Genomic DNA, 18,824 nt, shown 5'->3' with positions numbered 1-18,824 from the left:
GTCAAAATTCTTGATGCCTACGAATGTACCGCGGCAAGTATCGAGATCACTTGGGCTTAGCCGGCTTCAGTGGCGCCTTCATTGTGCAAACCAAAAACCGACCCATAACCCTGGGACTTATCCGCTTTATTTCTGGCCTTGTCATTGCGACTGGCATCAAGCGCATCCAGATACTCTTGATCGACATCCCCGGTCACGTATTCTCCGGTGAAGACAGAACAATCGAATTCGTGAATGTCTTCGTTACCTTCCTGAGATGCGGCGATCAGATCATCCAGGTTCTGGTAAATTAACCAGTCGGCACCAATTTCTTGGCAGACTTCCTCATCACTCCGGCCATGGGCGATCAGCTCCCGTGCGCTCGGCATATCTATGCCGTAGACGTTGGGGTAACGCACAGCTGGCGCTGCAGACGCAAAATAAACCTTGTTAGCACCGGCATCTCGCGCCATTTGAATAATCTGCTGACACGTCGTCCCCCGTACGATGGAATCGTCTACCAACAGGACATTTTTGCCTTCAAACTCGAGACGAATCGGATTGAGTTTCTGACGCACCGACTTTTTACGCTGCTGTTGTCCGGGCATGATAAAGGTACGGCCGATGTATCGGTTTTTTACCAGACCCTCGCGAAACTTTACTCCGAGACAATGAGCCAGAGACTGGCCTGCAACACGGCTGCTGTCCGGAATTGGAATCACCACGTCAATATCGTGATTCGGACGCTCCTCCAAAATTTTTGCCGCGAGGCGCTCGCCCTGCCGCAGTCGGGATTTGTAAACGGAGATTCCGTCCATCAATGTATCCGGTCGAGCAAAATAGACATGCTCGAAAATGCAGGGAGTCAACCGGGTGTTATCGCTACAGACCTTGGTGAACAACTCCCCCTCTGTTGAGATAAACACAGCCTCGCCAGGTTGAACATCGCGAATTAATTCGTAACCGACCACATCAAATGCGACGCTCTCAGATGCCACCATATATTCAGTGCCTTCTGGGGTCTCACGCTTACCAAAAACCAGCGGACGAATGCCATTCGGATCGCGAAATGCAATCATTCCATAGCCCGCAATCAAGCCAACACACGCATAGCCACCGCGCACGCGTTTCTGCATCGCCGATATGGCTTGGAAAAAATCTTCTGGCGTTGGCTGCAGTTTATTGATTCTGTGCAGCTCTTGAGCAAAAACGTTAAGTAACACTTCGGAATCAGAATCGGTGTTCAGATGTCGCAAATCGGTTCGGAAGAGATCCTGACTCACCTGCGCGGTATTGGTCAGATTGCCGTTATGAGCCAGAGCAATGCCGTAGGGAGAATTCACATAAAACGGCTGCGCCAACGCGGGACCAGAGCTACCGGCTGTGGGGTAACGGCAGTGGCCGATTCCCGCTCTTCCTAGCAGGCGTTGCATGTGGCGGGTGCGGAAGACATCACGCACCAGTCCATTGCCTTTTTGCTGCCAGAAACGACCGTCGTTGTCCGTCAAGATTCCCGCTGCGTCCTGGCCACGATGTTGTAACATCGTTAGCGCATCATAGAGCTGCAAGTTGACGTTTGATTTGCCGACTACCCCGACCACACCACACATAGATTGGACCTATAGAGACTGTTGTTACTTATAACGACTTGGCTGCTGCCGCCGTCAAATCGCTCCAGACCGCACTCGCCCAACTTTCCATCGCTAGAAATTGCGGTATCAGTAAGCTCTGCTGCCACCATTCGTCTTCGCCAACCGGCAACAGACGCGGCACCAGCAACACAATCAAAAGGGTGAGGACGCCACCACGGGCGACACCGAAAACCAGGCCGAGTAATCTGTCCGTACCTGACAAACCGGTGATACGCACGAGCTCAGTGATTAAAAAGTTAATCAATGAGCCGACTAATAGCGTTAAGACGAAAAGGCCACCAAACGCAAGAATTCTGCGCAGAGAAGGAGTCTCAACCCATTGTGTCAGCAGGACTTCGAAAGAGTCAGCAAAGGTCACGGCGACAAACAGTGCAGCAATCCAGCACAGCAGTGCCAAAACCTCTTTCACGAATCCTCTTTTCAGCCCTATCAATCCGGAAATAACCAGAACCCCGATTATAGTCCAGTCCGCCCAATTCATTGTGCTGTACAGCTTCCCTGATATCTGTGAGGGCGGCATTCTAACAAAGCCTTGGGCTTGCTGACACTAGAACGCCACATGTGCCTGTGAAAATTCACGTAAACGCGCCATCAACCAGTCGTCGAAACTCAGCGGGTTTAGGGCTTAAAGCGGATGACAAGGGTGTCGATTCCCAACGCAGAATCCAACTCTTGCTTGAGGGATTGAGCCGAATCTCGATCCATTTTTAACCCCACATATACCCTCGATACAGTTCCCGACGCCACTTCACTGGGACGCAGAAACGCGGGATAACCCTGATTCAGCAATTTGTCCCGAAACGCTATCGCGCGAGGCTCTTGACTGAAGCTTCCAACCTGCACCGTCCAGCCTTCAGGCATGCCATCGACGCCAAGAATTTGTCTGGCATCTGCACTCGCTGTGGCTTGTTTGGATGGCGCTGAGGGGGTTTCTTTCGGACTTGGTGCCTGCTCACCGCCAGGTTCCGGAGAATCACCTTCTGGAATCGACTCACTGTCCGGAGAAACTTGGGCAACGGCTGGAGGCTCTTGGGGGGCGGGTTCCTCTTTTGCAACTAACTCGTCATTCGTTGACGGGCGTTCAATCGCTGAGGGTACTTTATCAGCTGAAGGCTCATTACCCGCTGAAGGTTCTTTATACGCTGAGGGCTCCTTACCCGCTGAGGGCTCCTTACCCGCTGAGGGCTCCTTACCCGCTGAGGGCTCCTTACCCGCTGAGGGCTCCTGCCCATCTGGAGGGGTTTCAGCAAACTCCGGAGACGGGAATTCCGTCAGAGTGGCATCCTCAGGCGGAGGAGGAATTTTCAGTGGTTCTATATGAGGTGCAGGGGGAATTTGAGAGGTTTCATCAACCTCGACAGGCGCTCCCCTGTCGAGAATGACAGGCACAAAAATGACCCCAAGCGCCAATAGCACTAAGCCGCCAGTCAAACGTTGTTTAAGCCCCTCTTCCACTCGTATTCCCTATTTTGGGGTAAGACTAATGCGCGACGCCAAAATGCTGCAACGCGTCAGCAACTGTGAAAAATGATCCCATTACCAATACACGGCTCCCTGGCGCCAACTCTTCACACAGCAATGTCAGTGCGGAGCCAACCGAATCGTATTGGTGTGCAGTAACCCCCAACCCCTCTAAATCGCTTGCCAATTGTGCAGCGGTTGCTGCCCTGTCTCCAAGGAGAGTGCAAACGTGCCAGTGCCCTACAACATCTTTGAGTGAGGCAAAAATCTGAACTCGATCTTTGTCCGCCATCATTCCTACTATACAGTGAATTGTCGAACAAGCAGATGGTTCTATGGTCGACATCGCCTGCTCGGCGTTTGCATCTGACAGGAAGCTGACACGCAGTTGCCTAGCTTGGTATTCGGCCGCGGGAGGGTTGTGGGCCACATCCAGTATAAAGTGAATCCCTTGGTGTTCCACTTTTTGAGATCGACCTGGCAACTGAATGGAAAGCAGAATATCAGCCAGGGCTTCTTTAGAAAGGTCAAATCCCAGTAATACATACGCTTGTAATGCGGCGCCGACACTCACCCTGGGCAGAGATATTGGAGGTAGGCCAGTGAGAGTCAAAGCTTCCCCTTTAGGCGTGATGCCGCGCCAGGACCAATGACCACCTGGCTCCTCCTGCAACGACATTGCCTGAGGTGGAACCCACTTGGCACCAACAGCACGGGCACAAGCAGCAACCGAATCCGGCACGGTAGTATCTGCAGTTACTGCCCAGCTACCCTCGCGAAAAATTCCCGCCTTCTCACGGCCAATTTCTGCCAACGTCGACCCCAGCCAGTCGGTATGGTCCAGCCCAATCGACGTGACAATACCGACATCCGCATCCAGAATATTCACCGCATCCAGACGCCCACCCAGTCCGACCTCCAGCAACATCACATCGACGTCATGACGAGTAAAGACATCAATGGCTGCGAGAGCGGAAAATTCAAAATAGGTTAACGAGATAGCGCCCCGAGCGGCATCGATGCGAGCAAAAGAATGGCAAATTTCTGCGTCGCTTACTGGCTTTCCCTGAAGACGAATACGTTCGTTGTAGCGAAGAAAGTGCGGCGATGTAAAAGCGCCGACCGTCCGCCCCTCTGCCAGCAGTAACGCTTCCAGCGTTGCCACACAAGACCCCTTGCCGTTAGTGCCGGCAACGGTAACAACCTTGGCGGAGGGCGAAAGAAGTTGTAGGTTGGCAGCAACTTGGCGAATGCGCCCCAATCCAAGATCAATTTCTTTTTCATGGGAGTGGAGCTGCCAGTCCAACCAGGACTGCAAGGTGTTAAAACGGGGCATAGATGATGTGTCTACTGGGTAGTGCTAAAACGGTGCATTGTAATGAAAGCTCCGACACAGCAACAGCCCACCCAGTGACAAAGATGTACCTTACGGCCGCAGATTACTGCGGCTCGTAGTCGGTTTCTTCTTTTTCTGATTGATCTTCAATCAGCTCCACCGGCTTTTCCAGTTGCTCCAGTGGCAACGCCGGGCGCTCGGTAAACTTAGCCAGCAGTCCGTAGATACGATCACGCATCTCCAAGCGGGGAATGATCATATCGATCGCTCCGTGATCCAGCAAAAATTCCGCCCGCTGAAAACCTTTGGGCAGTTTCTGCCGGATGGTTTGCTCAATAATATTTGGGCCTGCAAACCCTGCTCTGGCGCCAGGCTCAGCGGCGTTGATATCGCCAAGCAGTGCCAGGGACGCAGAAACGCCACCATAGACAGGATCGGTCATCACGGAAATGTAAGGCGTGCCCTGCTGCTTGAGCTTCTCGATAACGGCGCTGGTTTTCGCCATTTGCATCAGCGAAATCAAGGCTTCCTGCATTCGCGCGCCGCCGGTTGCTGAAAAGCACACCAATGGAATGTCTTCTTTCAGGGCAATCTGTGCAGCCCGAGTGAAGCGCTCGCCAACCGCATAGCCCATTGACCCACCGTGAAAGGCAAATTCAAAAGCAACGGCAACCACGGGCATACCCTGCAGTGTTCCCTTCATAGCCACCAGCGCGTCTTTCTCCCCGGTACTTTTTTGAGCGGTGGTCAAGCGATCCTTGTATTTTTTAACATCTTTAAACTTTAACCGGTCGATAGGCTCAATGTCTGCACCCAGCTCTTGACGCTCTTCCTGATCTAGAAAAATATCCAAGCGCCGACGACCACCAATTCGCATGTGATGATCACATTTTGGGCAGACATCGAGATTCCGTTCCAGCTCAGGCCGATAGAGTACGGCCGCGCATTTAACACACTTCTTCCAGAGCCCTTCCGGCACCTTGCTCTGGCCCCGCTGTCGCTGCGAATTACTTGACTTCACGACATTGGGAACGATCTTATCGATCCAACTCATAGCTGACTCCCTATTATTTACTCACAGTTCCCAGTCGGTTACTGCACTTGATCCAGACCTTGTCTGATTGGCCTGACGAGATCAGCCACCGCCTCAGCTACATCGGAGCCCGGCTGACCTGTGAATTTACCCATGCAATCTACCAGTAAACTGCCGACAACCACACCATCCGCCGTCGCGGAGATCGCCGCTGCTGTGGCCGCATCTTTGATACCAAAACCCACACACAAGGGCAGTGTCGTCAACTCGCGTAACTCCGCAATTTTCAGATTGACACTGTCCACATCGAGATGTCCGGCCCCCGTCACGCCTTTGAGAGAGACGTAATACAAAAAGCCTCCAGCTAGACTGACAATGTGGGTCGCGCGGTCGGCTTTGGTCGTCGGCGCCAACAAAAAGATATTTTCTAACCCCGCTTTTTTCAGCTCGACATTGAGATCAGAGGCTTCCTCCGGCGGCAGATCGACCGTCAACAGGCCGTCGACACCGGCTGCACTTGCCGCTTCGGCGAATGCGGTATAACCCATACGTTCAACGGGATTGGCATAGCCCATTAGTACGATCGGCGTGTCATTGTCAGTGGTTCGAAATTCCCGAACCAGTTCGAGTGTATCCCGCAAAGATACGTTGTTTTCCAAGGCGCGCTCGTGCCCCTTTGCGATGACGGGCCCTTCAGCCATTGGATCACTAAAGGGAACACCAAGCTCGATGATATTGGCTCCTGCCGCCACCATTTCCTTCATCGTTGCCAAGGTCGCTTCTAAAGAGGGGTCGCCACAAACGATGTAAGTGACCAACGCTTTTCGTTTGGCCACGCGTAGATCCGCGAGCGTTTGATTGATTCGATTCATCGTTTAGACCTCAATACCGTCTATCTTGGCAACCGTTAAAATGTCCTTATCTCCACGGCCAGACAAATTAACCACCAGCGTTTGCTCGGGGCTCATGGTCGGCGCGATTTTAGCCGCATAGGCCAATGCGTGACTGGACTCCAGAGCTGGCATGATTCCCTCTACACGCGTCAGCGATCGGAACGCCGCCATGGCTTCGTCATCGTTGATCGCAACATAGTTAACCCGACCGATATCTTTCAACCACGCGTGCTCAGGACCAACCCCAGGGTAATCAAGACCCGCAGATACAGAATGAGTTTCGATAATCTGACCGTTTTCATCTTCCATCAGATAGGTACGATTGCCGTGCAACACACCGGGGATGCCGTCATTGAGAGGAGCCGCGTGCTTACCGGTCTCTACCCCAAACCCGCCGGCCTCAACCCCATACATGGCGACCGTGTCATCGCTAAGAAACGGATGGAACAAACCGATCGCATTTGAACCGCCACCCACACAAGCAATCAGGGCGTCGGGCAGTTTCCCGGTCATTTCCAAACATTGGCTGCGCGCTTCACGGCCAATTACCGATTGGAAATCCCGCACCAGTTGCGGATATGGGTGCGGCCCGGCCACGGTGCCAATGATATAAAACGTATTATCGACGTTGGTGACCCAATCACGCATAGCCTCATTCATGGCATCTTTTAGCGTTCGCGACCCAGATTCTACCGCGTTGACTTTGGCACCCAGTAGGCGCATCCGGTAGACGTTAAGAGACTGCCGCTGAACATCCTCAGCGCCCATATAGACTTCGCATTCCAGGCCCAGACGCGCGGCAACCGTCGCCGATGCAACACCATGCTGTCCCGCACCTGTCTCTGCAATAATGCGAGTCTTGCCACTGTATTTCGCCAATAGCGCCTGACCAATCGTGTTATTGACCTTGTGGGCCCCCGTGTGATTGAGGTCTTCACGCTTCAAATAAATCCGAGCGCCGCCCAATTGCTCACTCCAGCGCTTGGCAAAATAAAGCGGTGAGGGTCTGCCGACGTAGTAAGCCAGATCCTCGTCAAATTCCTTTTGGAAATCCGGATCGTCTTTAAGGCGTCGATACATCGCCTCCAGCTCTTCAAGGGCGGGCATTAAAGTCTCAGAGACAAATTTACCGCCATAGATGCCGAAGTGCCCGTTTGCATCAGGAAATTGGGAATAATCAACCGGGTCGTAATTGCTGGTCTTAGTCACCTGCTCTCTCTCCACAGTCAGGTGGCGCTGCGCGCGCACCTGATAAATTTATTAATTAGGGCGGGGTCTTTTTGTCCTGGCGCGGATTCAACACCACCACTTACATCAACCGCATTCACATGCGTTGCCGCCACGGCCTCGGCCACGTTTTCCGGCGTTAATCCCCCTGCTAACACCAAGGGTAAGGACGAATCTTTGGGCACCCTTTGCCAATCAAAACATGCCCCTGTTCCACCGGGTACCCCTGGAACATAAGCGTCCAGCAATACTCCACTAGCACGCTCGTATCGACGTATTTCTGCCGCAACATCAAGCTCTGGTCGCACACGCAGTGCTTTCATGTACGGGCGTTCAAAGCTAGAACAATAATCCGGAGTTTCTTCGCCGTGAAACTGCAAAAGGTTCAAAGGGACGTCAGCCAGAGTCGCGTTCACATCATCTACAGACGCGTTGACAAATAACCCGGTTACCGTCACGAAGGGTCCCGCATGCCGAGCAATGGCAGCAGCCGTTTTCACATCGATACATCGGGGGCTGGGTTTGTAAAAGACGAGGCCAATGGCATCAGCGCCAGCATTTATTGCCTGTAGCGCTGCGTCTACAGATGTGATTCCACAGATTTTAACTCGGACGATGGACACCGGGGATTACCGAAACACGTTTTGCTGCCTGCGGTGGCCATCCATATCAACCACAAATACAGCAGAGGAAAAAAAGTGACATACCAGAAAAAGATTTCTGATAGTAGCAGAAATCAGAGTCATTTGTTGATAAATAGCAGTTAATTTCGGCCAAATTTCACCGTCACATTAAAAACCGTACAAATTTTCAACATCAGCAAAAATGTGCCGTTATCGAGTCTGCGAGAGGAAGATCGAAATGCTTGGGATAGTCCACAGCGACTAAATGTAAGCCATCAGGTTTGGCCGTTGCCCCTGCCCTACGACGGTCGCCTTCAACGAGTAATTCCGCTAACCAATCTACAGGTCGACGGCCTTTGCCAATCATCAGCAAACTGCCCATGATGTTGCGCACCATATGGTGAAGGAAGGCATTCGCCTTGATTTCCATCGTAATCACAGAGCCATTCTGGAAAAACAAAATCGACTCCACCGTTCGCACAGGACTGTGAGCCTGACACTGAGCCGCACGAAACGCACTGAAGTCATGAGTTCCCTGCAAGTAGGCCGCAGCTTCTGTCATGCGCGCCATATCCAGAGGCACATCTTCCCAAGTCATGAAGTCTCCTGCCAAGGCGGGACGCGCTTGCGAATTATATAGCAGGTAACGATAGGTCCGAGCAGACGCTGAAAATCGTGCGTGAAACGCCGGCTCAACCGCTCTGGCCCAATGAACACTCACAGCGTCCGAAAGGCGCGCATTCACACCACGGGTCCAGGCACGCACAGGACGCTCAGCCAGCGTATCGAAATGAATCACCTGTCCGCTGGCATGCACACCCGCATCCGTACGCCCCGCGCACACGAGAGTAATGGGCTCAGCTGCAATTTCTGACAGGACAGACTCCAGCGCCGCCTGAACCGTCGGAACACCACTGGGTTGTTTTTGAAAACCATGAAAACAGCGACCGTTATACTCGACGCCCAACGCATAGCGATGCATGCCCTGAGGATAGACTTCGGGATCGATAATTTCAGCGTTGCGGGTATAAGGTTTTTGAGAGGGGGGGTATTCGGCGGCCATGGGTGAATTTTAGCGATTGTGGCCGCCTGCGCCAAGCTCGAAGATCTCGAGCCTGACGCGAGGGTTTACCATTTAGCCAAGTCTAGCGAGCAGCTCTTCAGCATCGGAACGCTGACCATCATCGCCTTCTTGTACGACCTCATCCAGGATATCCCGAGCTCCGGCATGGTCGCCCATATCGATGTAGGCCCTAGCCAAATCCAATTTGGTCGCGGTTTCATCGGTGTCAGCAAGGAAGTCAAATTCGCCATCCAGATCCTCATCCGACAGCTCATCATCGGCAAAGACATCCTCCGGCGATGGCAGATCACCCAGTGCGGCAGAGAAGAGATCATCATCATTGCCTGGAGCGTCATCAGAGGAATCGCTTGCACCCAATTCTTCAGCCAGATTCGGTGAAAACTCGGTCGCCTCCCCCGTGAGATCCTCGAGAGCATCAACATCGGATGTGTCGGCACCGTCCAAATCCAAAGTCGGGAAAGGTTCTGCCGTAGCAGCTTCAGCGGTCAGCGAGTCGAGAGAAAACTCATCAGCGTCCTCTCCTCCACCAAAGGATGCAGGATCAAACTCCATGGTTTCGGAGCCATCCACCGGGCTCTCGAGCCCCATATCAACCCCAGTTTCAACCGTCAGATCCAATTCAGACTCAAGCACCTCTTCGGCGGGACGAGTATCCGGATCACCATCCAACACCTCAGCAACCGCTTCAGTTGTCGACGGCTCATCATCCAAATCGAGTACGAACTCCAATGGCTCTGCACTCGCGGCGGAATCGTCATCTGCCTCACTGTCGATCAGAGGATTCAGCGCAACCTCAGATTGCACGTCTTCACTTTCGACATCTTTTTCAGCCAGCGGCGAATCCAACGTCAGCTCAGGAATGTCAGACTCATCGGCGTCGCTCAAGGCATCATAGTCAAGCTCGGTCGCCGTCTCCGCAGCGGGCTCATCCAGGGCAGTCTGCTCTCTGAGTCTCGCCTGAAGCGTTTCCGCCCGTGTAATTTCCGCCGCAGTCGCGACAGAAGTGAGCGCCGCAAAGTTCTGCTCGAAACCGTGGGCATCGCCTCTATCAGCGCAGATCTCCATGAGCTTCAAACGCGCGCCACTGTGATCTGGATCGGCCTCCAGTGTTTGCCGTAAAAGCTCCTCAGCTTGCGCGGTCTTACCAAGCCCTAAATAGATATCTGCTTCCGCTACGGCATCAGCTGTTTGCGCTTTTACCGTAGGTGTCACTGGAGCCTCAACAACGGGAGCTGGCTCAGGAACGACTGGCGTCTCGGCATCCATCTCTGCCGCTTCCGCCGATGCAAAACTTCCCGCCGTTACCGGTGGCGCCTGCTCTGCAGAGAATGCTTCCGATGAATCTTCTTCCTGTCGGCGACTCAGCAGGAAAAAGACCGCGGCAAGCAGGGCAACCACGCCCGCACCCGCGTAGAGGATATTGTCTTTGAGGATATCCAGCCAGCCACCAGTACTCGCCGCAGGAGTCTCCGGCGCCTGACTCTGTTGTGCGGACGCAGCTGCATTCTGGACCGCCTCAAGCTCGGCATTGGAAACTTCAACCAGGCGCTCCATCGTTTCGAGCTGCGCCTCCAGCTCGGTCACTTTATCTCTCAGCTCCGTGTTTTCACGCTCCGTTGCAGCAACAACTTCTTGAGAACTGGTAAGCTCTTCCTCGAGATCGGCAATAGCAGCGGCGGTTTCCGTTGCTGTCGATGATGCAGCATCTGGATCCGCAACTTCAGTGGTCGCAACGCCAGAGCCTTGCTGAGCACCCAGCGTTAAACGCCCTTCTACAGGCCCGGTGGATTCCGCCGTGTCTTGCAGTCGATCAGCGGCCTGCACAGGAGCTTCAGCGTCGACATTTGAATTCCAATCAGTATTCTGCTGAGCAACTTCAGCAAGAGCTTGCTGTTCGGTGAGCGCGTCGATCTCATCCAGAGCAGGCACCTGCAATATCTGCCCGCGTCTCAACAAATTAATATTATTGTTTATAAAGGCTTCGGGATTCTTGCGCTGCAAGGCCAGCATGGTTTTGCGCGCAGAGACCTCGGAGGAAGGGCGAACTTCGAGAGCAATTTCCCATAAGGTATCTGAGGCTTTTACTGGCCCGTAAGTACCAGCGGGTGTCGACATGGATGATGACGGTGTCGACGCAGAAGAAGAACCTGATGTGCTACCTGCCGTCGGACGGGACTGTGTGCTGGCAGCAGGTGCAACCGACTCCGTCATTTCCCGAGGGGGATCCAGCAGCAAAGTATATTCTCGCAGGATTCGACCGCTCGGCCAGCGCCCTTCCAGCAGAAAATTCAAATAAGGTTCACGGACTGGACGCTCAGTGGAAATTCGGACTGCAGGGCCTCCAGGCGCCTCCATATCAACGGCGAACTTGAGCCCCGTCAGAAAAAATAATCGATCAACACCGGCGCGACTGAAGTCCTCTCGGGACGCCAATTGAACCATAACCTCTTCGGCACTGAGATCTTTGGTTTGCAGCAGTTTGATTTCTGCCTGCAAGGGTTGATTAAGATGAGAGTTGAGCTTGATGTCACCCAACCCGAGAGAACTGGCAAATTCAGCGTTGAATACACCCACCAGACCCATCGCCAAAGCCAGCTTTCGAAGACGCATAAAATAATCCTTGTTAACCCTGACCAGAAATGTTCCCAATAATGCCTGCGTGAAACATTCGCATCACGCAGCGCCACCCGTTCGTTTACGCCCCTGGCGCCTAAAAATCCTTACGCGTCTATCAGAGCAACAAAGATTCGCCCTATCTATAGCGTCACCGTTGTCACGTAATCGGGTCATACCTCCCTATCAGAATAGAACAGATCACCATCAGCTCAAGAGGTTTACGAAGGATTCTGTGGGTTTTATCCTCGAATTGTTACACCCATCACGTGTTTATGCGTCCTGCAAGATGCGTAACATTCTGCGCAGCGGCTCTGCGGCCCCCCAAAGCAACTGATCACCAACCGTAAAGGCATTGAGGAAATCTGGTCCCATGGACAATTTACGCAGGCGCCCTACAGGAATCTTTAGGGTACCGGTAACGTTGGTCGGAGTAAGGCGAGCCATGGTGTCGTCGCGATCATTCGGAATCACCTCAACCCAATCATTGGCTTCGGCAATGATGGCTTCGATATCACTCAGGGGCAAATCCTTCTTGAGCTTCAAGGTCAATGCCTGACTGTGGCAACGCATTGCGCCAATACGCACACAGGTGCCATCGACAGGCACTGGAGTCGAAGACCGCCCGAGAATTTTGTTGGCTTCTGCCTGGGCTTTCCACTCCTCTCGACTTTGGCCGTTTTCCAGCTGAGTGTCGATAAATGGGAGCAGACTTCCAGCCAGTGGGTGGCCAAATTTATCCGTTGGAAAATCGGAACTGCGCATCAACGCGGTAACTTTTTGATCGATGTCTAAAATCGCTGAGGCCGGTTGCGCCAGCTCTTCGGCCACACAGTCACGCAACGCGCCCATTTGTAACAGCAGTTCACGCATATTTTGCGCGCCAGCGCCGCTCGCGGCCTGATAGGTTTGAGCACTGACCCACTCAACCAGATCTTCGCGAAACAGTCCGCCAAGCCCCATCAACATCAAACTGACAGTGCAGTTGCCGCCGACAAATGTTTTGCAGCCTGCGGAGAGCGCATCTGCAATCACAGAACGGTTGACCGGATCCAGCACAATCACGGCATCGTCAGCCATACGCAGTGACGACGCTGCGTCAATCCAGTAGCCCTGCCAGCCACTGTCACGCAGCGCTGGATACACCTGCTTGGTATAGTCGCCCCCTTGACAGGTGACGATCACATCTACTGCCGACAACGCGTCAATATCATTGGCGTCTCCAAGCGCAGGGATCTCTTTTCCAATATCAGGTCCCTTGCCGCCAGCGTTGGAGGTACTGAAGAACACCGGTTCAATCGTCGCAAAGTCGTTTTCTGCGATCATGCGCTCCATGAGCACTGAACCAACCATTCCCCGCCAACCAACAAAACCAACGCGCATTGTCTCTACTCTCTATATTGACCTGTCATAAAATGACTTGGTGATGATATCTGACGAAGCTCTGTGCTGATAGCTCAACAACTTCCGTCAGATGCCTAGTAATGGACGCCCGCTCTGCCGCCTTTAAGTAGCAGTAACAGGCACCTGAATTCGAACGGGTAATTTTACCGCGATGCCGACGCGAATGCACCGGCGGAGGGAGGTTTTCAGTCAGATTGGTGTCGCTAAGTCACTGGAGTGCGGCTAGAACAGCATCACCCATGGCAGAAGTCGACACTCGCTGACAACCGTCTGACATTAAATCCCCTGTGCGCAACCCTTGATCCAACACGCTTGCCACCGCAGCTTCGATGCGATCGGCGGAAGCGCCTGCGTCGAGCGAGTAACGCAACATCATGGCCGCAGAGAGAATAGTCGCAAGAGGATTGGCAATATTCTGACCGGCAATATCTGGCGCTGAACCATGACAGGGTTCATACAGGCCTTTACTGGTCTGATTCAGTGAGGCCGATGGCAGCATGCCGATCGAACCGGTCAGCATTGAGGCTTCATCAGAGAGAATATCGCCAAATAAATTGCCGGTGACAATGACATCGAACTGCTTCGGATTTATCACCAACTGCATGGCTGCGTTGTCGACGTACATGTGGCTGAGTTCGACGTCTGGATAGTCTTTGGCGACCTCTTCCATAATTTCTCGCCACAGGACAGTCACCTCAAGAACATTGGCTTTGTCGACGGAGCATACCCGACCGTTGCGGCGCTGAGCAGCTTCGAAGGCCACCTTGGCAATACGGCGGATTTCCGACTCGCTGTAGACATCCGTATTGAAGCCCTGACGCTCACCATTTTCCAGAGTTCGCACTCCGCGCGGCTCACCAAAATAAATACCGCCGGTCAGCTCTCGCACGATCAGAATATCCAGACCGGAGACCAATTCAGGTTTCAACGGAGACGCCGCTGCCAGCTGCGGGAAGGTAATTGCCGGGCGCAAATTGGCAAACAATCCGAGATCTGAGCGGATTCCCAGCAATCCAGCCTCCGGACGCAGATGACGCTCGGTTTTACCATCCCACTGAGGCCCACCCAACGCGCCGAACAAAATCGCATCCACAGCATGGGCTTGCTCGCGCGTCACATCAGGATAGGGATGACCGTACTGATCATAGGCACGACCGCCCAGCATCCCTTCAATAAACTCTAGATCGAGATTGTCCTGCTGATTGACCAATTCCAACACTCGACGGGCCTGGGCAATGATTTCGATACCAATACCATCGCCTTCTATAACAAGAACTTTTTTCGTCATTCCTTTCTCCTTAGCCTATCGCGTCAAATAACCAGGGCGCTTCTTGGCGGCGGCGGGTTTCATAATCTTTGATCGCGTCGGCCTCCTGTAAGGTCAGCCCAATATCGTCTAAGCCATTGAGCAGGCAATGACGACGGAACGGATCCACCTCAAAGGCAATGACCTCCCCTCCTGGCGTGGTAATCTGCTGCTTATCGAGATCAATCGTCAGTCGATAACCTTCACTGGCATACATCTCCTGAAAAAGGCGGTCGACAATGGCGTCGTCGAGAGTGATCGGCAGCAAGCCATTTTTAAACGAGTTGTTGTAAAAAATATCTGCGAAGCTCGGCGCAATAATCGCTCGAAACCCATAGTCATCCAGCGCCCAAGGCGCATGCTCGCGACTGGAACCACAGCCGAAATTTTCTCGCGCCAAAAGGACACTTGCGCCCTTGTAACGGGGAAAGTTCAGAGGAAAATCCGGGTTAATCGGACGCCCGTCACAAGGCTGGTCTGGCTGCCCCTCATCGAGATAACGCAGCTCGTCGAACAGGTTTTTACCAAAGCCAGTGCGCGAGATCGACTTGAGAAAGTTCTTGGGGATAATCATATCGGTGTCGACATTGGCTCGATCCATGGGTGCAACCAAGCCGTCAACCTGAGTAAAGCTCTTCATCGTTAGTGCAACTCCAGATCCTGAACGTTGACAATATGGCCCGCAACGGCGGCGGCGGCTGCCATGGCTGGACTTAACAAATGCGTGCGACCACCATAACCCTGACGCCCTTCAAAGTTGCGGTTGGACGTAGAGGCACAGTGCTCACCGTTACCTAACTTATCGGCATTCATAGCCAGACACATTGAGCAACCTGGCTCGCGCCACTCAAAGCCCGCTTCGGTAAAAATTTTATCCAATCCTTCGGACTCTGCCTGAGCTTTTACCAGGCCAGAACCGGGAACCACCATGGCCTGCTTAACCGATGCAGCAACCTGGCGGCCCGCCACGACCTGCGCTGCGGAGCGCATATCTTCAATGCGAGAATTGGTGCAGGAGCCGATAAACACTCGATCGATAGGGATATCCGTAATCTTTTGGCCGGCAGTCAAACCCATGTAATGGAGTGCACGCTCAATACCCGCGCGACGCACGGCGTCCGCTTCTGCTTCTGGATCAGGAACATTAGCGGTAACTGGCAGAACCATCTCCGGCGAGGTACCCCAACTGACTTGTGGCAGTATTTCTGAACCATCCAGTTCAACAACCTTGTCAAAAACCGCATCTGCATCACTGACCAGCTGGGTCCAATTCGCTACGGCCTGATCCCAAACCTCGTCCTTGGGTGCAAACGGCCGACCTTTGACATAGTCGAGTGTGGTCTGATCCACGGCAACCATTCCCGCACGCGCTCCAGCTTCAATCGCCATATTGCATACGGTCATGCGACCTTCCATCGACATCGCGCGCATAACGTCGCCACCAAACTCAATGGCGAAGCCAGTTCCTCCGGCGGTACCGATCTTACCGATAACGGCCAAAACAACATCTTTCGCCGTAACCCCTGGTGCCAGCTGACCATCGATTTTGACCAACATGCTCTTCATCTTTTTGCTGACGAGGCACTGGGTAGCCAAAACATGCTCAACTTCGGAGGTCCCGATACCATGCGCCAATGCACCTAATGCGCCATTGGTAGCCGTATGAGAATCACCACAAACGACAGTCATTCCGGGCAGACAGGCTCCGGATTCCGGGCCAACCACATGCACAATACCCTGGCGCTGATCGTTAATTTTGAATTCCAGAATGCCGAATTCATCGCAGTTGTCGTCCAAGGTTTGCACCTGAATTCGAGACACGGGGTCTTCGATACCACTGACACCAGATTCCCGCTCCGCGATCGTCGTCGGTACGTTGTGGTCCGGTGTGGCGACTATCGAATCCAGACGCCAGGGTTTACGTCCCGCCAAGCGCAGTCCGGCAAACGCCTGGGGTGACGTCACCTCGTGGACGATGTGACGATCGATATAAATCAGCGCCGAACCATCATCCCGCGCTTTAACCAAGTGGGATTCCCACAATTTGTCGTAAAGGGTCTTGCCCGCCATTGAACTGACCTCCTGAAAAGTTGTGCGTATTTTAACGGGGCTGCAACAATCAAACAAATTCATTATATTTATAATTTTGATTCCAAACAGGAATACATGACCAATGGATACCCATAACCTAAAGGCGTTTTTGAGCGTTGCGGAGTCCGGCTCATTCACCTTGGCAGCGGAGCAATTACATCTGACCCAGCCTGCAGTCAGTAAGCGGGTAGCCCTGCTTGAACAACAATTAAACTGCCGGCTTTTTGATCGTATCGGTCGCTCAATTACCTTGACCGAGGCTGGTACAGCACTTCTAGGCCGCGCTCGTCAGGTCTTACAGCTGGTTGCCGATACCGAACTGACGTTGAGTAATTTGTCGGGGGATGTCGGGGGAACGCTGCGCCTCGCGACCAGTCATCACATCGGCCTCCACCATCTTCCGCAAATATTGCGTGACTTTACCCGGGCCTACCCACAGGTTGAACTGCGTCTGGAATTTGTCGATTCGGACCACGCCTTCGCGGCGATTGACAGTGGCAGTGCCGAACTGGGGTTGCTGACATTGCCCAGCCGTTTGCCCGACAACATCACCTCCCAATCGATTTTAGACGACCCACTTGCCTTTGTCGTAGCGACAGATCACCCGCTAGCTCAGCGAGACGATATCAGCCTGGAACACCTGAGCCCTTATCCGGCCATCCTTCCAGATGCCAACACCTATACCAGCCAGTTGGTCAGCAACCTGTTTGCTGAGCATCACCAGCAACTGCAAATCAGTATGGCAACCAATTATCTGGAAACCATCAAAATGATGATTTCCATTGGACTGGGATGGAGCGTTCTGCCGCTGACCATAATCGATGGTTTGCACTCACTGCCGCTGGAAACTCATCCACTGACTCGACAGTTGGGCTACATCCACCATCGCCAAAGAACCCTGAGCAACGCTGCCAGAGCGTTTATTGAAGCTTTGCATGAGCATGCCGGGCGAGCAGATTAAGCCAAACCTATCCGCGATGATTAAGCCTGTGGTGGAATCACCGGGAAATTATGTTCAACACCACCATTCTGCCCTCGATGGCGCAATAGGTGATCGATAAGGACCAGAGCCATCATCGCCTCAGCAATGGGTGTTGCACGAATGCCAACGCAGGGATCGTGGCGACCGGTCGTGCGAACCTCTACAGCTTCGCCGGCACTGTTAACACTGCGCCCGGGGAGATGAATACTGGAAGTTGGTTTGAGCGCGATGCTGGCGACGATGTCCTGACCGGTGGAAATTCCCCCTAAAACACCCCCGGCATGATTGCTGAGAAAGCCTTCCGGTGTCATTTCATCACGATGTTCCGTACCTCGCTGAGCGACTGAGTCAAAACCATCGCCGATCTCCACACCTTTCACGGCATTGATTCCCATTAGGGCGTGAGCCAGATCGGCATCCAGACGATCAAACACGGGTTCACCCAATCCTACCGGCACACCGCGGGCAACGACGGTAATCCGCGCACCGATGGAATCCCCCTCTTTATTCAGCGCTTTCATAAAGTCTTCCATTTCGGTGACTTTACTCGCGTCTGGACAAAAGAACGGATTATTGGGAATTTCCTGCCATTCTACTCGATCAATTTTGATGGGGCCCAATTGCGACAGATAGCCACCAATTTTGATTCCGTAACGATCGAATAGGTATTTTTTGGCAATGGCTCCAGCGGCAACGCGCATGGCCGTCTCCCGTGCGGAAGCACGCCCGCCGCCACGGTAATCACGAATGCCGTATTTTTGCAGATAGGTGTAATCCGCATGGGCGGGACGAAAGAGATCTTTGATATTGGAATAGTCTTTGGAGCGCTGATCGGTGTTCTCAATCAATAAGCCAATCGATGTTCCGGTTGTCTTGCCTTCGAACACACCTGACAGGATTTTGACCTGATCTGCCTCACGACGCTGAGTGGTATAGCGCGACTGCCCCGGCTTGCGGCGATCAAGATCACCTTGAATATCTGCTTCTGAAAGCTCTATGCCCGGAGGGCACCCATCAATGATGCAACCAAGCGCTGCACCGTGACTCTCGCCAAAAGTGGTTACTGTAAAAAGCTTGCCGAATGTGTTGCCGGACATACGCCTACTACCAATTTGTCTGTGTTTTCAAGAGCGTCAGTTT

Annotated in this window: 16 protein-coding genes; 1 reads left to right on the top strand and 15 read right to left on the bottom strand. The window is 53.2% G+C overall.

The window, feature by feature from the left end:
• Positions 1-56 precede the first annotated feature (56 nt).
• The 14 genes from purF to leuC all read right to left on the bottom strand — a co-directional run bounded on the left by purF (position 57) and on the right by leuC (position 16,681).
• Positions 57-1,589, bottom strand: a complete 1,533-nt coding sequence (purF, locus tag ACXAFR_RS11115; RefSeq protein ID WP_475176693.1) for an amidophosphoribosyltransferase — start codon at positions 1,587-1,589, stop codon at positions 57-59.
• Positions 1,590-1,617: 28 nt separating this feature from the next.
• Positions 1,618-2,112: a CvpA family protein gene (locus tag ACXAFR_RS11110; protein ID WP_475176890.1), complete on the bottom strand. Its 495-nt coding sequence runs from the start codon at positions 2,110-2,112 to the stop codon at positions 1,618-1,620.
• Between the two features lie 137 nt (positions 2,113-2,249).
• Positions 2,250-3,086, bottom strand: a complete 837-nt coding sequence (locus tag ACXAFR_RS11105; protein WP_475176691.1) for an SPOR domain-containing protein — start codon at positions 3,084-3,086, stop codon at positions 2,250-2,252.
• Between the two features lie 25 nt (positions 3,087-3,111).
• On the bottom strand, positions 3,112-4,428 hold the full coding sequence (gene folC / locus ACXAFR_RS11100) for a bifunctional tetrahydrofolate synthase/dihydrofolate synthase (RefSeq protein ID WP_475176688.1): 1,317 nt from the start codon (positions 4,426-4,428) through the stop codon (positions 3,112-3,114).
• A 103-nt stretch (positions 4,429-4,531) separates the two neighbouring features.
• Positions 4,532-5,482, bottom strand: a complete 951-nt coding sequence (accD, locus tag ACXAFR_RS11095) for an acetyl-CoA carboxylase, carboxyltransferase subunit beta (RefSeq protein ID WP_475176685.1) — start codon at positions 5,480-5,482, stop codon at positions 4,532-4,534.
• Between the two features lie 38 nt (positions 5,483-5,520).
• Positions 5,521-6,333, bottom strand: a complete 813-nt coding sequence (gene trpA, locus ACXAFR_RS11090; RefSeq protein WP_475176683.1) for a tryptophan synthase subunit alpha — start codon at positions 6,331-6,333, stop codon at positions 5,521-5,523.
• A gap of 3 nt (positions 6,334-6,336) precedes the next feature.
• Positions 6,337-7,563 (bottom strand): tryptophan synthase subunit beta, encoded by a 1,227-nt coding sequence (gene trpB, locus ACXAFR_RS11085; protein ID WP_475176682.1) that lies wholly within the window; start codon positions 7,561-7,563, stop codon positions 6,337-6,339.
• Between the two features lie 17 nt (positions 7,564-7,580).
• Complete coding sequence (locus tag ACXAFR_RS11080; protein WP_475176679.1) at positions 7,581-8,204, bottom strand: phosphoribosylanthranilate isomerase; 624 nt, start codon at positions 8,202-8,204, stop codon at positions 7,581-7,583.
• 193 nt (positions 8,205-8,397) lie between these two features.
• A complete protein-coding gene (gene truA / locus ACXAFR_RS11075; protein ID WP_475176678.1) occupies positions 8,398-9,267 on the bottom strand; it encodes a tRNA pseudouridine(38-40) synthase TruA in 870 nt (289 codons plus the stop codon).
• A gap of 72 nt (positions 9,268-9,339) precedes the next feature.
• Positions 9,340-11,898 carry a motility hub landmark protein FimV gene (locus tag ACXAFR_RS11070; RefSeq protein WP_475176677.1) on the bottom strand — a complete coding sequence of 853 codons (2,559 nt, stop codon included), beginning with the start codon at positions 11,896-11,898 and terminating at the stop codon, positions 9,340-9,342.
• 276 nt (positions 11,899-12,174) lie between these two features.
• Positions 12,175-13,284: an aspartate-semialdehyde dehydrogenase gene (asd, locus tag ACXAFR_RS11065; protein ID WP_475176674.1), complete on the bottom strand. Its 1,110-nt coding sequence runs from the start codon at positions 13,282-13,284 to the stop codon at positions 12,175-12,177.
• 229 nt (positions 13,285-13,513) lie between these two features.
• A complete protein-coding gene (gene leuB / locus ACXAFR_RS11060) occupies positions 13,514-14,593 on the bottom strand; it encodes a 3-isopropylmalate dehydrogenase (RefSeq protein ID WP_475176671.1) in 1,080 nt (359 codons plus the stop codon).
• 10 nt (positions 14,594-14,603) lie between these two features.
• Positions 14,604-15,251 carry a 3-isopropylmalate dehydratase small subunit gene (leuD, locus tag ACXAFR_RS11055; RefSeq protein WP_475176668.1) on the bottom strand — a complete coding sequence of 216 codons (648 nt, stop codon included), beginning with the start codon at positions 15,249-15,251 and terminating at the stop codon, positions 14,604-14,606.
• 2 nt (positions 15,252-15,253) lie between these two features.
• A complete protein-coding gene (gene leuC / locus ACXAFR_RS11050) occupies positions 15,254-16,681 on the bottom strand; it encodes a 3-isopropylmalate dehydratase large subunit (RefSeq protein ID WP_475176665.1) in 1,428 nt (475 codons plus the stop codon).
• 103 nt (positions 16,682-16,784) lie between these two features.
• On the opposite strand from leuC, the gene ACXAFR_RS11045 reads away from it, so the two are divergent.
• Positions 16,785-17,663 (top strand): LysR family transcriptional regulator, encoded by an 879-nt coding sequence (locus ACXAFR_RS11045; protein WP_475176664.1) that lies wholly within the window; start codon positions 16,785-16,787, stop codon positions 17,661-17,663.
• Between the two features lie 20 nt (positions 17,664-17,683).
• On the opposite strand, the gene aroC is transcribed toward ACXAFR_RS11045, so the two are convergent.
• Complete coding sequence (aroC, locus tag ACXAFR_RS11040; RefSeq protein ID WP_475176661.1) at positions 17,684-18,781, bottom strand: chorismate synthase; 1,098 nt, start codon at positions 18,779-18,781, stop codon at positions 17,684-17,686.
• Between the last annotated feature and the right edge of the window lie 43 nt (positions 18,782-18,824).

The organism is Pseudomaricurvus sp. ABR4_320, assembly GCF_056159445.1.
Note: the sequence above shows the minus strand (reverse complement) of the source record. Positions and strands in the feature narration are given on the sequence as shown.

What these genes read in the sequence shown, in the direction of transcription:
- purF (WP_475176693.1), bottom strand. Translation starts at nt 1,589, where the DNA reads ATGTGTGGTGTGGTCGGGGTAGTCGGCAAATCAAACGTCAACTTGCAG.
- ACXAFR_RS11110 (WP_475176890.1), bottom strand. Translation starts at nt 2,112, where the DNA reads ATGAATTGGGCGGACTGGACTATAATCGGGGTTCTGGTTATTTCCGGA.
- folC (WP_475176688.1), bottom strand. Translation starts at nt 4,428, where the DNA reads ATGCCCCGTTTTAACACCTTGCAGTCCTGGTTGGACTGGCAGCTCCAC.
- accD (WP_475176685.1), bottom strand. Translation starts at nt 5,482, where the DNA reads ATGAGTTGGATCGATAAGATCGTTCCCAATGTCGTGAAGTCAAGTAAT.
- trpA (WP_475176683.1), bottom strand. Translation starts at nt 6,333, where the DNA reads ATGAATCGAATCAATCAAACGCTCGCGGATCTACGCGTGGCCAAACGA.
- truA (WP_475176678.1), bottom strand. Translation starts at nt 9,267, where the DNA reads ATGGCCGCCGAATACCCCCCCTCTCAAAAACCTTATACCCGCAACGCT.
- ACXAFR_RS11070 (WP_475176677.1), bottom strand. Translation starts at nt 11,898, where the DNA reads ATGCGTCTTCGAAAGCTGGCTTTGGCGATGGGTCTGGTGGGTGTATTC.
- asd (WP_475176674.1), bottom strand. Translation starts at nt 13,284, where the DNA reads ATGCGCGTTGGTTTTGTTGGTTGGCGGGGAATGGTTGGTTCAGTGCTC.
- leuB (WP_475176671.1), bottom strand. Translation starts at nt 14,593, where the DNA reads ATGACGAAAAAAGTTCTTGTTATAGAAGGCGATGGTATTGGTATCGAA.
- leuD (WP_475176668.1), bottom strand. Translation starts at nt 15,251, where the DNA reads ATGAAGAGCTTTACTCAGGTTGACGGCTTGGTTGCACCCATGGATCGA.
- leuC (WP_475176665.1), bottom strand. Translation starts at nt 16,681, where the DNA reads ATGGCGGGCAAGACCCTTTACGACAAATTGTGGGAATCCCACTTGGTT.
- ACXAFR_RS11045 (WP_475176664.1), top strand. Translation starts at nt 16,785, where the DNA reads ATGGATACCCATAACCTAAAGGCGTTTTTGAGCGTTGCGGAGTCCGGC.
- aroC (WP_475176661.1), bottom strand. Translation starts at nt 18,781, where the DNA reads ATGTCCGGCAACACATTCGGCAAGCTTTTTACAGTAACCACTTTTGGC.